General features: G+C 44.2%; 12 protein-coding genes and 2 tRNA genes. 9 read left to right on the top strand and 5 right to left on the bottom strand.

The window, feature by feature from the left end; all coding sequences use genetic code 11:
• Positions 1-75: 75 nt before the first annotated feature.
• The gene (gene hemL / locus FW759_RS07330) at positions 76-1,377 is read left to right on the top strand and encodes a glutamate-1-semialdehyde 2,1-aminomutase (RefSeq protein ID WP_446442589.1); all 1,302 of its coding nucleotides are present in this window, start codon (positions 76-78) and stop codon (positions 1,375-1,377) included.
• Positions 1,378-1,438: 61 nt separating this feature from the next.
• On the opposite strand, the gene FW759_RS07325 is transcribed toward hemL, so the two are convergent.
• Entirely contained in the window at positions 1,439-1,873 is a 435-nt protein-coding gene (locus FW759_RS07325; RefSeq protein ID WP_446442588.1) for an Mpo1-like protein, read from the bottom strand.
• A 419-nt stretch (positions 1,874-2,292) separates the two neighbouring features.
• On the opposite strand from FW759_RS07325, the gene ppx reads away from it, so the two are divergent.
• The 5 genes from ppx to FW759_RS07300 all read left to right on the top strand — a co-directional run bounded on the left by ppx (position 2,293) and on the right by FW759_RS07300 (position 8,454).
• Positions 2,293-3,819 carry an exopolyphosphatase gene (ppx, locus tag FW759_RS07320; protein ID WP_062843619.1) on the top strand — a complete coding sequence of 509 codons (1,527 nt, stop codon included), beginning with the start codon at positions 2,293-2,295 and terminating at the stop codon, positions 3,817-3,819.
• A gap of 186 nt (positions 3,820-4,005) precedes the next feature.
• On the top strand, positions 4,006-4,809 hold the full coding sequence (locus tag FW759_RS07315; protein ID WP_131393295.1) for an acetyl-CoA carboxylase carboxyltransferase subunit alpha: 804 nt from the start codon (positions 4,006-4,008) through the stop codon (positions 4,807-4,809).
• Between the two features lie 344 nt (positions 4,810-5,153).
• Positions 5,154-6,743, top strand: a complete 1,590-nt coding sequence (gene tilS / locus FW759_RS07310; protein WP_446442587.1) for a tRNA lysidine(34) synthetase TilS — start codon at positions 5,154-5,156, stop codon at positions 6,741-6,743.
• A gap of 178 nt (positions 6,744-6,921) precedes the next feature.
• Positions 6,922-7,755, top strand: a complete 834-nt coding sequence (proC, locus tag FW759_RS07305; protein WP_446442586.1) for a pyrroline-5-carboxylate reductase — start codon at positions 6,922-6,924, stop codon at positions 7,753-7,755.
• Positions 7,756-7,884: 129 nt separating this feature from the next.
• Positions 7,885-8,454: a YggT family protein gene (locus tag FW759_RS07300; RefSeq protein WP_095569274.1), complete on the top strand. Its 570-nt coding sequence runs from the start codon at positions 7,885-7,887 to the stop codon at positions 8,452-8,454.
• A 152-nt stretch (positions 8,455-8,606) separates the two neighbouring features.
• On the opposite strand, the gene FW759_RS07295 is transcribed toward FW759_RS07300, so the two are convergent.
• Positions 8,607-9,401 carry a hydroxymethylpyrimidine/phosphomethylpyrimidine kinase gene (locus tag FW759_RS07295; RefSeq protein WP_446442585.1) on the bottom strand — a complete coding sequence of 265 codons (795 nt, stop codon included), beginning with the start codon at positions 9,399-9,401 and terminating at the stop codon, positions 8,607-8,609.
• 331 nt (positions 9,402-9,732) lie between these two features.
• On the opposite strand from FW759_RS07295, the gene FW759_RS07290 reads away from it, so the two are divergent.
• The 3 genes from FW759_RS07290 to FW759_RS07280 all read left to right on the top strand — a co-directional run bounded on the left by FW759_RS07290 (position 9,733) and on the right by FW759_RS07280 (position 10,935).
• Positions 9,733-9,822: transfer RNA gene (locus FW759_RS07290), tRNA-Ser, on the top strand.
• Positions 9,823-10,006: 184 nt separating this feature from the next.
• Positions 10,007-10,083: transfer RNA gene (locus FW759_RS07285), tRNA-Arg, on the top strand.
• Positions 10,084-10,263: 180 nt separating this feature from the next.
• A complete protein-coding gene (locus FW759_RS07280; protein ID WP_446442584.1) occupies positions 10,264-10,935 on the top strand; it encodes an RDD family protein in 672 nt (223 codons plus the stop codon).
• 64 nt (positions 10,936-10,999) lie between these two features.
• Here the strand turns inward: FW759_RS07280 and FW759_RS07275 are convergent, their stop codons facing one another.
• The 3 genes from FW759_RS07275 to pth all read right to left on the bottom strand — a co-directional run bounded on the left by FW759_RS07275 (position 11,000) and on the right by pth (position 13,307).
• Complete coding sequence (locus tag FW759_RS07275; RefSeq protein ID WP_446442583.1) at positions 11,000-11,977, bottom strand: calcium/sodium antiporter; 978 nt, start codon at positions 11,975-11,977, stop codon at positions 11,000-11,002.
• Positions 11,978-12,246: 269 nt separating this feature from the next.
• Complete coding sequence (gene panD, locus FW759_RS07270) at positions 12,247-12,627, bottom strand: aspartate 1-decarboxylase (RefSeq protein ID WP_010196068.1); 381 nt, start codon at positions 12,625-12,627, stop codon at positions 12,247-12,249.
• Between the two features lie 98 nt (positions 12,628-12,725).
• Complete coding sequence (gene pth / locus FW759_RS07265) at positions 12,726-13,307, bottom strand: aminoacyl-tRNA hydrolase (protein ID WP_062843627.1); 582 nt, start codon at positions 13,305-13,307, stop codon at positions 12,726-12,728.
• Positions 13,308-13,359: the final 52 nt, after the last annotated feature.

Genomic DNA, 13,359 nt, shown 5'->3' with positions numbered 1-13,359 from the left:
AATCCAAAGATTTTATCACCAGTAAATAATCACGTATCGATACAAAATAACAAAACCCACAAGTAGAGAATTCTTATGAGTACCAAAAACGAACAGCTATTTGCACAAGCCCGTAAACATATCCCAGGTGGCGTCAATTCACCCGTCCGTGCTTTTGCAGGGGTCGGTGGTACGCCAATCTTTATGCACCGTGCCAATGGCAGCAAAATCTATGATACCGAAGACAATGCTTATATTGATTATGTTGGTTCTTGGGGCCCAATGATTTTGGGTCATGCGCATCCAAAAGTCATTGATGCGGTCAAAAAAGCCGCTGACGATGGTTTGAGCTTTGGGACACCAACGCCGTTTGAAACGACGGTTGCAGACAAGATCTGCGAAATCGTTCCAAGTGTTGAGATGATTCGTATGACCAGCTCAGGGACAGAAGCGACCATGAGTGCGATTCGTTTGGCGCGCGGCTACACTCAGCGCGACAAAATCGTCAAGTTTGAAGGCTGCTACCACGGGCACTCAGACAGTCTGCTGGTAAAAGCAGGCTCAGGCATGCTCGATATCGGTGAGCCAACGTCTAAAGGCGTGCCAGCGGATTTTGCGAAGCATACCATTACGATTCCTTATAATGATCCACAAGCGATCAAAGACTGTTTTGAGAAATGGGGCGACGAGATTGCTTGCGTTATCTTGGAGCCGATCGCTGGCAACATGAACATGGTCATTCCGGCGCAAGAATTCCATGATACCTTGCGTGCAGAATGTACCGCCAATGGCGCTGTGCTTATCTTTGATGAGGTCATGACAGGTTTCCGTGTTGGACTGGGCGGTGCACAAGCACATTTTGGTATCACCCCTGATTTGACATGTTTTGGCAAAATCATCGGCGCAGGTCTACCAGTCGGTGCGTTTGGTGGTAAAGAAGAGATTATGTCTTGTATCGCGCCACTTGGCGGCGTGTATCAAGCTGGTACATTATCAGGTAATCCGCTAGCAATGCGTGCTGGTATTGCGATGTTTGAAGACTTAACGGCAGAGGGTTTTTACGAAGACTTAGCTGCTAAAGTCGATCATCTGGTTGATGGCTTCCAAGCGGCAGCTGACAAGCATGGTATCAACCTACGTACTAATAAGCTTGGCGGTATGTTTGGTATGTTCTTTGTCAAAGACAGCACAACTGAAACGCCAAAAAACTTTGATGACGTGACAGAATGCGATATGGATGTGTTCAATACTTTCTTCCATGGTATGCTCGATCGCGGTATTTACTTGGCACCATCGGCTTATGAAGCAGGTTTTATGTCAATCAAGCACAGCAATGAAGATATTGATGCGTCGATTGCTGCTGCTGATGAGATTTTTGCAGAAATGGCAAAGGCTTAATCTTAATGTAGCCGTCTAGATTTTTAAGTGTCTAAAGTAATGGCCAGCACCAGTAAACTGATTACTGTGCTGGTTTTTTTCTGGCTCTGTCGTATTTGCGATCTTTTAAACTTAGATTGCCGCGTAGCACGTCACTATACATGCGAAAGTCGCTGGCAAAGCTTTTGAGCGGAAACTTAAAAGAGGCGGGTTTGTTTTTTTCAAAGAAAAAATGCCCGACCCAAGCGCAAGCGTAGCCGGCAGCAATACCTTTTAGTAAGGGTTTTGGAGAGCGGTCTTTGACAGATTTTGCTAAACCCAATAGACCAAAGCTGCTGCCAGCAAAATGTAAACGGCGACATGCCATGTTTTGATGTTCATTCAAATAAAAATCGTAAAAATTTTGTTTTATCGAAGGATCGGCTTTTATAAGGTCTGTTTTGGTAGTTTTGTTGGTGTAATCGCCATCCTGAGTGGCTGCGGTTCCGGTTGAGAGCACTGTGTCATTGAGGTTCATGGTTTAGCATCCTTGCTAGTCATTTATTATATATCACGTATGATGTACCCATTTATGCACCAATCAAAACATGTTTGAATAGACATCATTGCGGCTTTTATTTTTACTCTACATGTATAACTATTCAGTAAGTAACTGTTATCTATTATAATATTCCTAAATTTTAATGTAGCAAACCAACCTAGTGAATACAAGTAACAGATGCGCCGCATGCGTCCATGATTTCATGAATAGTGTGTTTGTCTTTATGTGCCAATGTTGTGTCTCTTGCCAGTTTTTGGCATAAATGCTTTAATGGTGGCAATTGCATCGGTTCGCATAAATGTCATGTTTTCTGCCCGTGTAATTTTCTATCTGTTCTTTGTCTCACTTTTAATCCCTATTTTTCCTATTTATCTGACATGGTAACGATTTCTCCTATGCCTATTGACTATCTTAAAAATCCACCTCTCACTGACGATGAGATGATGGCAGCTATCGATATCGGTTCCAACAGTTTTCATTTGGCCATTGCTCGTCTTGATCATGGTGAGGTGAGAAAAGTAGTTTCTATGTCTGAAAAGGTTCAGCTGGCGGCTGGACTGGACGAAAATAATATCTTAAGTGCGGCCGCTGAAAAGCGTGGTCTTGAATGCTTAAGCCGTTTTGTGGCACGCTTGGATTCAGTGCCGCCCGAACGCCTGCGTGTGGTAGCAACGAACGCATTACGACAAGCCAAGAACTCCAACGATTTTATCGCTCATGCCAATAAAATTTTACCAAAGCCCATCGAAATTATTGCAGGGCGAGAAGAGGCGCGATTGATTTATTTGGGTGTCTCTCACACCAATGCCAGTAGCGACAAGCGCTTGGTCATTGATATCGGCGGCGGTTCAACAGAATTTATCATCGGCCAAGGCTTCGATCCGCTATTGACCGAAAGCTTACAAATGGGTTGTGTGGCTTTCACGCAAAAGTATTTTGCTGATGGTCAAATTACCAAAGAAGCTTTTACCAAAGCCATGTCAGGTGCGCGTAAAGAAGTGCTCGCTATCAATGGTCGTTACCAAAAAATGGGCTGGACCAGTGTGGTTGGCTCGAGTGGTACGATTAAAGCGGTGCGCAATGTCTTGGTATCAAAAGGCTGGGCTGATGAGCAAGAGTGCATCACCTATAAAGGCGTTAAAAATCTCGAAAAATTACTGCTCAAGACAGGTCATGTCGATAATATTGATCTAGAAGGTGTCAAGGAACACCGTAAAGCCATATTTCCTGCAGGTGTAGCAGTACTGCGCGCTGTGATGCAAGTATTGGGTATTGACACCATTAGCTATTCAGACGGGGCGCTACGTGAAGGCGTCATGTATGACATGCTTGGACGCTTTGCGAGTGAAGATGTGCGTGACCGTAGTGTACTCGCCCTCATTAAGCGCTATTCAGGCGATAAAAAGCAAGCAAAACAAGTAGTAAAAACCAGCCGGGCTTTGTTCGAGCAAGTGAAGAAAAGATTGCTTCTGAGTAGTGATGATGGTGATTTGCTCAGACGGGCGGCTTTTTTGCATGAAATTGGCCTTGCGATCAGTCACAGTAGCTATCATAAACACAGTGCTTATTTGCTCGAGTATTCTGATATTCCAGGGTTTTCGCAAGTTGACCAAAAGCGTATGGCACAACTGATGCTCAATCATCGTCGTAAGCTCAAAGCAGATATGCTGGAGCAAACTCTTAACATCGGTGGCGATCAGCTCGTTTATTTGTGTCTACTGTTGCGTCTTGCGGTGCTGGCGCATCACAGCCGTAGCGATCAGGAGTTACCAGAGCTGCAGCTAGAAATCATTGAAGATAATTGCTGGCAAATCACGGTGGCTAATGATAGTGAACATTATGCTTTTTTGCTGCCTGACCTTTATACTGAAGTCGATCAATTTGCAAAGTGGGGCGTGAAGCTAAGCATTGTCGCTGCTTAAAACTGTGAGTGGTTACTATTGTAATGATGGCGTTAAAGATTAACGTAACAAAAGCTGCTTTGTCAGTAATGCCATGCTAAATAAGATGTGCTACTATAGCTTCTATTGAGTTTACAACTGTACTTTCATTATCTAAAAATAGATAACGATATCATTATTATGTATAACGATTAAAGGGAAGCGTCTATGAGCACTGTCTGGGATAGTGTGCAGCTTGCACGACATGCCAAGCGTCCATTATTTATGGACTATGTTAATCAGCTATTTACCGAATTTGATGAGTTGCATGGCGACCGTGCTTATGCCGATGACAAGGCCATTCTAGGCGGACTTGCGCGCTTTGACGGTAAACCTGTGATGGTCATTGGTCAACATCGTGGTCGTAGTACTCGTGAGCGTATTGCTCACAACTTTGGTATGGCAAACCCTGAAGGTTACCGCAAAGTGATTCGTTTGGTCAAAATGGCTGAGCGCTTTAATATTCCAGTGATGACTTTCGTAGACACCCAAGGTGCCTATCCGGGCATTGGCGCTGAAGAACGTGGACAAGCACAAGCCATTGCCGAAAGTATTGCCGTTTTTTCTAGCCTAAAAGTCCCTATTATTGTGACCATTATTGGTGAAGGTGGTTCTGGTGGTGCATTGGCGATTGGGGTAGGTGACAAGGTAAATATGCTGCAAAACAGTATCTATTCGGTCATCTCTCCTGAAGGCTGTGCCTCTATCCTGTGGAAAACGGCTGAAAAAGCACAAGATGCCAGTGAAGCGTTGAAACTGAATGCGATCAATCTGCATCAGATGGGTTTGATTGATGCCGTTATCGAAGAAGGAGAAGGCGCTCATATCCAGCCACAGCCTGTGATGAATGCTTTGAAGGCGCTGATTGCTGAGCAATTGGACGAGATTAAAGATTTGGATGCACAAAAGCGTTGTGAGTTACGCTATGAGAAGCTGAAGTCTTTTAACTCAGATGTGATGTTGCCTTGCTAGTTTAAGCTTGAGCTTTTTATGTGAGAGCGCCAAGCTTAATGCTAAAATAAAAACGTGTCATTTAATGGCGCGTTTTTTTATGCCTATGAACTAATCTATGAACGGATAGAACAGAACGGTTAAGCAACATTAACCATAGGCTTTTTAGGATCAAACTTTATAAGATTACAAACGCTTATGAAAATTCATGCCATTTGTCCAATGTCGCCTTTAAAATCAATTGACTACAGCCAGTGCAGTATAGAATCGGTACATGAGAGGCTACGTGTGACTGCTATAAATTTTTCTTTTTAAAGTCAATCGACTACACAATTCATATGACCATCAAATAAGCAGGGTTAACTATGACCAGTAGTGCCATCGTGCCACATCCCATTGAGCCCATAGCAGCGCGACCTATCGATGCCAAATTAGAAGCAGCATTTTTGAATAGCTTATCTGACTATGGTGCACGGCTGCATGGTCGGCGTATTTGGCTGGCTTGTAGTGGTGGCCGTGATTCATTGGCGCTCGCCGCATTATGTGTTCAGCTTTATCGCCAAGGAAAGTTACCGTTTTTGCCACAGCTTTTACATGTCGATCATCGTCTGCAAGCGGACAGTCACCACTGGTCGATGCATGTGGCACAGTGGGCGCAAAAGCAGCAACTGCCGTGTCATGTCTTACAGGCACAAGTGAACGGTCATGATGAGCAAGCCGCGCGGCAGGCACGCTATGACGTCATGCGTGTACATATGAATCAAGACGATGTATTACTATTGGCGCACCACGCTGATGACCAAGCAGAAACAGTGCTTATGCGTCTGATTCAAGGAGCAGGCGTCAACGGTCTGTCTGGTATACAGCCTTGGCGAGTACAAACGCAAGGGGCACATCGCATTGTATTATGGCGACCTTGGCTCACCGTTCAGCGCGATGATATCAGTGCTTATGCCACGCGCTTGCAGCTCCCTTATATTGACGATCCGACCAATGAGACTGGTGATAACGTACGCAGTGGTCTGCGACGAGACATCATGCCAGTACTCGCGAAATACAATCCAAATGTCATCGATAATATTGCTCGTAGCGCGCAGCTACTGAGCGATGCAGAGGCGACTGTCCGAGCTCAAGCGATACAAGATTTAGAGCAAACTGCTATTGGCTCATTACAATTGTCTTCTGCTCAGCGAGTACTCGATATTGATAAGTTAGCAGCGCTACCGTTGCATCGACAGCGCCAACTATTGCACCACTGGCTTGGTCAAGATGAGCCGTTACCACCAGCCAAACAACTGATAGATGATGTGATACAGCTAAGCCAACGCTGTGATCATGATCATCAAACCGAGTTATTTTGGCAAGGTCGCAAGCAGTCCTATACCATTCGTCGCTATCGCCAGCAGTTGTATCGCTTGAGCAGTGATTGGCTAAAATGGCTTAAGATGCCGCTTACCGAACAGGTTGAGTTAACTTTTCATCTTAATTTAGTTCCTGATGATGTTGCTGCTAACAAACCTACGCTCGTAAGCTTGCGTATGAGTCCAGACTTTATGTGGCAACTGTACGTGACCCCAAATGTGTTGGCGCAACTATCAGATCATAATAGCAATAGTGAAAACGGTGAAACAGCGACTAAACAAGTATTAAAGATAGCGCCATTAGATCGTCAGCAGCGCATTCAAACCAGGCAGGCTTCACGCCCACAATCAAGCAAAAAGCTGTACCAAACACTGTGTATTCCACTTTGGTTGCGAGAGAGTTTGGTGGTAGTGAGTGTGGTTTTAGAAGACGAAGTAACTAATGAACGAACTGAGAGTGAGCCAGCAAAGGAGATTCCGATATTATTACTATCACCTTTTGAGAGCTGGCATTTGAGTTCTGCTGATCTATCTACTCAGCTTATAGAAAGTCTACTCAGTGAGCTGGTGAATAGTCATTTGAGTATTCAATAGTATCTGTTAAAAAACGGATGACGTTGTTTAGCTGCATTGAGTTTTTTGTTACTTGATACGCGTTTTGACCGTTTGAATTTCTCAAACGATAGCGGTGGCAGTATGTTAAACTGAGTGTCATTTTACCTAGCATTATGTTAGTTTTAATGCCTTTGAATTTTGCGAGTAGGAGACAAATATGTCAGTATTAGATAACAAGAAAATCAGCTTCATTGGCGGCGGTAATATGGCGCAGGCCCTGATTAGTGGGCTGATTGGCTGCGGTATCCAACCGAATCTAATTACGGTTGCTGACCCTAATCTGTCTGTACGTGAACAACTGGCAGCGAAAGGATTGAACACCGTCGATCCTACTGCCGATGCAAATGCAGCGGTTATCGATGCTGACATCGTAGTGCTGGCTGTGAAGCCACAAGTCATGAAAGCGGTGATTGGCGCCTTTGCTGATGCCTTGAGCACCCAATTGGTGATCTCGGTGGCGGCAGGCTTGTCGACCGAGCTTTTATCTAACATGTTAAATGGTTACCGCAATATTGTACGTGCGATGCCGAACACACCCGCTATGATTCAGATGGGTGCCACAGGGCTATATGGTACGGACAATATTTCTGCTGAGCAAAAACAGTTAGCTACTGCCGTGATGGAAGCCTCAGGCTTGGTCATGTGGGTTGAAGATGAAGCACATATGCATGCGGTTACGGCCGTGTCAGGTTCAGCGCCCGCTTATATGTTTTACTTTATCGAATCGATGGTCGATAAAGGCATCGCCTTAGGACTAGATACAGAGCAGGCGTCGGCACTGGCACTACAAACTATGATAGGCGCCGCAAAAATGGCGATGGATAGTGAAGATGCGCCCGCTGAATTACGTCGCAAAGTAACGTCTCCAAATGGCACCACTCAAGCGGCAATTGAGTCCATGCAAGCCAATGATATTGGTCGCCAAATTGGTGAAGCCATGCAAGCTTGTTATGATCGCAGCCAAGCGTTAAGTGAAGAGATGAGTAAATAGTTTACTCTATGGTATCAAGTGCGTTATTGCTGCCACTGATAGTGCACTTGATCAGTAATACCGCGCCTACACTTCCATGACACTTGTCACCCTATAACCTGTTAATAAGATCATATTGAGTAGCACTTCATGAACAACATGTTATTTCAAATCTTTGATTTGGTCACCACATTCGCCATGATGTTGGTATTTATTCGCTTTATGCTACAGTTTGCAGGAATGGACGCCAGAAACCCCATGATTGCCCCAGCTTATAAAGCGACACATATTGTCGACGTATTTGGACGTATTTTTCCAACCGTCGGGCAAGGTCGTATCAGTATCGCTGCCATTGTGCTTATGTTTTTGATTCGCCTCATTGATATTTCAGGGAAAGCGGCGCTCACGCATAAAGGCATTGCCCCCGTGCCGTTATTTTTTACGGGCACAACAAGCTTAGTGTTAGATTTCTTGCGTCTATGCCGCTATTTGGTAATAGGCTCTATTATCGTTAGCTGGATTGTAGTGTTTACCCGATCTGAGCATCCCATCATTGGTATTATTATCAATCTTGCTGAGCCTATCTTAGCGCCGTTTCGTCGCATCACCCCAAACTTAGGCATGCTGGATTTATCACCAATGGTTGCTTTCTTTGCATTTTATTTGCTTGAGATATTTATTGGTGGTTTGACAGCCAATTTTATGCCCATGCTGGGATAGGCTGACGTCAGTGACTGAGACCAGCACTGACTGTTTATAAAATTTTGAACCAAAAAGGCGCTCTATCTATTTAGAGCGCCTTTTTTTGTCAGTTGAATCCGTTCAAGATAGCGTATTATCTGTGTGGCTACATCAATAGGAAGACCAATACACTAAACGCGAACGAAGCGATTGGGTATCAGTTGGGCGTCGGCATTGTCAGGATGCGGAACATCAGCCGCGCGCAGTGTCTGGGTAATCCAGCTGTCTGCTGCTTTGACGGCATCAATAAGCGCATCTCCCATGGCTAAGCGTCCCGCAATAAAGCTGGCGAGCGAGCAGCCCGATCCGTGGAATTCACCCTCTAAGCGTGGCAAAGTACTCTGATGTACCATCTCGCCTTCGACATATAGATACTGTTCGATATCACCGCTATCAAAATCATGCGAGGTTTTGACAAGGACTGCATGCGTACCCTGCGCGCATAGTTTTTGTGCGCCAGCGTGTAGATCTTGCTCACCACTCAAAGCGCGCAGCTCATGACTATTGGGCGTCACTAAAGTGGCGTAAGGCAACAGCTTCTTGAAGGCAGCTACTAGTGTCTTTTCGTCACCCAAGCTACCGCCACTGTTGGCGACCAATACAGGGTCTAACACGAAAGGCACCGTAGCAGCGATCACGCGCTCAGCAAATAGGCCGGTCAGCATTGCGATATTATCAGTTGTGCCAAGCATACCAGATTTGATGACAGCGACTGGTAAATCATCGAGCACTGTCGTGGCTTGCGCCTTGACTAGGTTTGCAGCACAGGCGTCAAAACCAAATACTTGCTGTGAGCTTTGTATAGTAATCGCTGTACAAGCGACGGTAGCGTAGGCACCTGCTTGCCCAATGGCCTCAATATCTGCTTGTAGTCCGGCGCCGCCTGAGGGATCCAATCCTGAAAAACACAATACCACTGGTCGCATAACACTTCCTTTTATATGGTTTGAAATGAACAGCAAATACTATAGCCACCTGCTAACAAAAAAGCCATAGTCGTCCAAATGCTTCGATTAAACATATGACACATCAATAAATATCATGTTAGAGAGCCAAAGGACTATTTTTGCCAAAGTTTTATCTACTCAAACGTCTATAAATGCCTATAAATAAATAATTATACGAAAACTCTCATAAATCTGTAGACAACGCTTGCAATTCGTTTTGGCTTTGCTATAATACTCGCCCACGACATAAGACGTATCGTTAGCAATGATACTGAGTTTATAGTTATTTTATAAGCGTTTTATATCGTTCGGTGAAGTGGGTGAGTGGCTGAAACCAGTTCCCTGCTAAGGAACCATACGTGTAAGCGTATCGAGGGTTCGAATCCCTCCTTCACCGCCATTTATTCAGTTGTTATTAGAGTGATAAAGCAATATATTGGCGTTAAGTATTTTTAGTTATTAGATCAAAAATTAATTTGAATTTAGTAAAAAAAGATATTGACACAAGCGATATTATCTATATAATAGCCATCCTAATTTACTGAAATTGTTTTTATCAACTCAGTAAATGATTTGCAAAGTACGCGCTTGTAGCTCAGTTGGATAGAGCACTTGGCTACGAACTAAGGGGTCGGGAGTTCGAATCTCTCCAAGCGCACCATTTTGCATAATCAATTAAATCAATCGCCTGTCTTATGACAAATTGGCGATTTTTTTATGTCTATAGGTTTTGTCTGATACCATTATTTTGTCACACAGTGACACCTTATGATAATGTACGCTAAGACTGTGAATTACGGTACAATATAGACACTATTCACTGCTTGCTATGAGCTTGTCCATGTCAAAGAGTTTATCCAAACGCCCAGCAAAAGCGGCCAATAAATCAATGCCTAAGCGCAACCCCTCTACACAACCAATGCCTGATGAAGAACCAACGATCGCTAAGCCAACGACTCGCGTTGTGGCGATTATATATGATGGCATGTTAATTTTGGCACTGCTGTTTCTGGTCGGAACAATACTTACCGTGGTAGGTACAGTGCTGACGATGCAGACAGGAACACAATCATCGCAAGCACAATCGCTACCGACATGGTATCAGAACGTGGTAATGACGCCGTCTTTTGTACTAACGCTGGTCGCATTTTATGGCATATTTTGGCGCCGCGGTGGGCAGACATTGGGTATGCAAACTTGGCGATTAAAAACGGTGAACAACTCAGGTCACTTGCTGACATGGGGACAGTCTTTTAAACGTATCCTAGCGGCATGTTTGATGCCATTATTGTTTGGTATTATTGGTAGTCTTATTGGCGGATCGCGCGCTTTATTATTAACCAGCGCCTTCTTGGGTTTAATATTTAATTACGTATTTTGTGTGTTCAATCGTCGTGGTCTTGCGGTGCAAGATATGCTATCCAACACCATTACCCTAAAGATGCCAAAAGTAGCACATGAAGGGTTATGGAGTGGATTCAAAAATCGTAAGAAAAACCAGAAAAGTCAGTAGGGTAAAAATACACTCAGTCTACTGTCTGTCGTTTGTTTAAGCACATTGTTTTGAATAGCAAAAATTACATGTTGACGGTTTGAATAAGCCATCCTGTATAGCCCACAAAGAAGAGTACCAGGGTGGTACCAGAAAGACGGCCAAATTTACGCTTGGTCATATACACATAAACACATAGAGCAACGAGCAATAATGTAATCAAGCCCATTGTCAGGACATCACGCGACAAGATAACAGGGTTGACAGTGATGGGTGCAATCAAGGCTGCAAGACCAACGACGCCCAGCGTATTGAATATATTAGAGCCAATAATATTGCCCAGTGCCATGTCATGTTCGCCTTTGCGTGCCGCTGACAAGCTCGATACCAGCTCAGGCAATGACGTACCGACAGCGACAATCGTCAATCCAATAATAAGCTCGCTCAATCCCCAAAAAGTGGCCAGCTCCACTGCGCCCCAAACGATTGCACGTGAGCTGACGACCAACATCAGAATACCGATAAATAAAGAGCCAAGTCCTCGTGCAACGCTTTGTTCGGCTTTTTCTTCGTCTATCTCTGTTACTACATCGTCTTCATGTTCATGATAGCCTTCACGTAGACTGAGAAAAATCTGCATTCCCAATACCGCGATGAGCAATACCACTAGGACAATGCCGTCGATTGCGCTCAATGCGCCATCACGCAGCTGCCATGCCGCTATAGCGGTAATCCCTACTAAGATGGGCAAGTCACGTTTTACGATAGCCTTACGAATGATAATAGGGCTGATCAATACCGTTGCGCCTAGGACTAAAGCAATATTGATAATATTGGAGCCATAAGCATTACCCAGCGCCAACTCAGGGCTACCTTCTATTGCTGCCAGCACTGACACAACCATTTCAGGCGCTGACGTTCCTATTCCTAATATCAAAACACCAATCAAGAAGCTAGGTACACTGAACTTCTTTGCCAGTGTGGTCGCCCCGTCAATAAAAACATCCGCACTCCAAACCAAAATTGCTAATCCAATGAGTATCGCAATAACAGCCAGCCACATTAGTATTGTTCCTTATCAGTTATCAAAAGTTGTCATAAAAAATATAAATTTCCTAGGATGTGTTGTTACTCAGATTTTAAGACCACTCGCTGTATCAATGGGCTAATTGATGACACACCCTAGGCAGAAAGGTATAAAAAAAGCTGAATCTACATGTGGATTCAGCTTTTGTATTAGTATAAAGGTTTTGACTAAATAATAACAATAACTTCAACAGTTTAGTTGGTCAGTTATGTCTATTCTGTCTAAAGATTTTGTGTTTTTTCAATCTAAGCCACTTGGACAGGAATGATGTTGGCGGTGTCTTTCACCGTGTTGTCTTCGTTGCAGTAGACAAGCTTTGGTTGATACGTTGATGCTTCCACTTCATCAAAATGGGCGTAAGCGCAGATAATGACGATATCACCTAAGTCTGCCATATGAGCTGCAGCACCATTTAATGAGATAATCCCAGAGCCTGCTTCAGCACGGATGGCATAGGTGCGAAAGCGCTTGCCATTGGTCACATTATAGATATCGATAGACTCATTTTCACGTAGTCCAGCGAGATCGAGCAGATCACCGTCGATACCACACGAGCCTTCGTAATGCAGTTCGGCATGGGTAACACGGGCACGGTGTAATTTGCATTTAAGCATATTAAGTAGCATAGGTTGCTTCCTTAGCGTAGCTGATATTAGTTAACTAAATCAAAAGGTTAATAGAGATTAACTTGCTAAAATAAAAGACTGCTGACCTGTATATGGTGTTACTCAGGCAATTTAAAACCATTGATTTGTGCACGCGCTTTTTCGACATCACCAGCTAACAATAAAGGTAATGCCTCAAAAGCAGCTGTCAAAGCGCTATCGATGGCAATCTGCTCATTAGGAGCGGCTTTAGAAAGCACATGGCCACTGACTTTAGATTTGTGGCCTGGATGCCCAATACCAATGCGTAGACGATGAAAATCATTGCCAATATGAGGCGTGATATCCCGTAGACCATTATGACCACCATGTCCACCATTGGTTTTGAGCTTGATACTGCCAGCAGGAATATCGAGCTCATCATGAGCAATCAATAATTCGTCATTATTGATTCCATAAAAGTTGACCATCGGCACCACTGACTGACCAGACTTATTCATAAAGGTCAATGGCATCAAGAGCCGCACATCGGACCCATGGATACGGCCACGCCCCGTCACGCCATGAAATTTTTTGTCATGGGAGAGGGTGATATTAAATTCCTGAGCCAAATGATGGACAAACCAAAATCCAGCGTTATGCCGCGTAAACATATACTGCTCACCAGGATTACCAAGACCGACGATAAGCTTTATGGCCATAAAAACACCCTGCTTGAATGTAATAAATGAGTGGTAAGGTTTGCTACAGCAT

It is taken from the genome of Psychrobacter sp. 1176_08 (genome assembly GCF_052850615.1).
The sequence above is the reverse complement of the archived record's forward strand: the minus strand, read 5'-3'. Positions and strand labels throughout refer to the sequence as shown.

Bases quoted from the DNA above. Each gene is read 5' to 3' on its own strand.
- hemL (WP_446442589.1), top strand. From the start codon at position 76: ATGAGTACCAAAAACGAACAGCTATTTGCACAAGCCCGTAAACATATC.
- FW759_RS07325 (WP_446442588.1), bottom strand. From the start codon at position 1,873: ATGAACCTCAATGACACAGTGCTCTCAACCGGAACCGCAGCCACTCAG.
- ppx (WP_062843619.1), top strand. From the start codon at position 2,293: ATGCCTATTGACTATCTTAAAAATCCACCTCTCACTGACGATGAGATG.
- FW759_RS07315 (WP_131393295.1), top strand. From the start codon at position 4,006: ATGAGCACTGTCTGGGATAGTGTGCAGCTTGCACGACATGCCAAGCGT.
- tilS (WP_446442587.1), top strand. From the start codon at position 5,154: ATGACCAGTAGTGCCATCGTGCCACATCCCATTGAGCCCATAGCAGCG.
- proC (WP_446442586.1), top strand. From the start codon at position 6,922: ATGTCAGTATTAGATAACAAGAAAATCAGCTTCATTGGCGGCGGTAAT.
- FW759_RS07300 (WP_095569274.1), top strand. From the start codon at position 7,885: ATGAACAACATGTTATTTCAAATCTTTGATTTGGTCACCACATTCGCC.
- FW759_RS07295 (WP_446442585.1), bottom strand. From the start codon at position 9,401: ATGCGACCAGTGGTATTGTGTTTTTCAGGATTGGATCCCTCAGGCGGC.
- FW759_RS07280 (WP_446442584.1), top strand. From the start codon at position 10,264: ATGTCAAAGAGTTTATCCAAACGCCCAGCAAAAGCGGCCAATAAATCA.
- FW759_RS07275 (WP_446442583.1), bottom strand. From the start codon at position 11,977: ATGTGGCTGGCTGTTATTGCGATACTCATTGGATTAGCAATTTTGGTT.
- panD (WP_010196068.1), bottom strand. From the start codon at position 12,627: ATGCTACTTAATATGCTTAAATGCAAATTACACCGTGCCCGTGTTACC.
- pth (WP_062843627.1), bottom strand. From the start codon at position 13,307: ATGGCCATAAAGCTTATCGTCGGTCTTGGTAATCCTGGTGAGCAGTAT.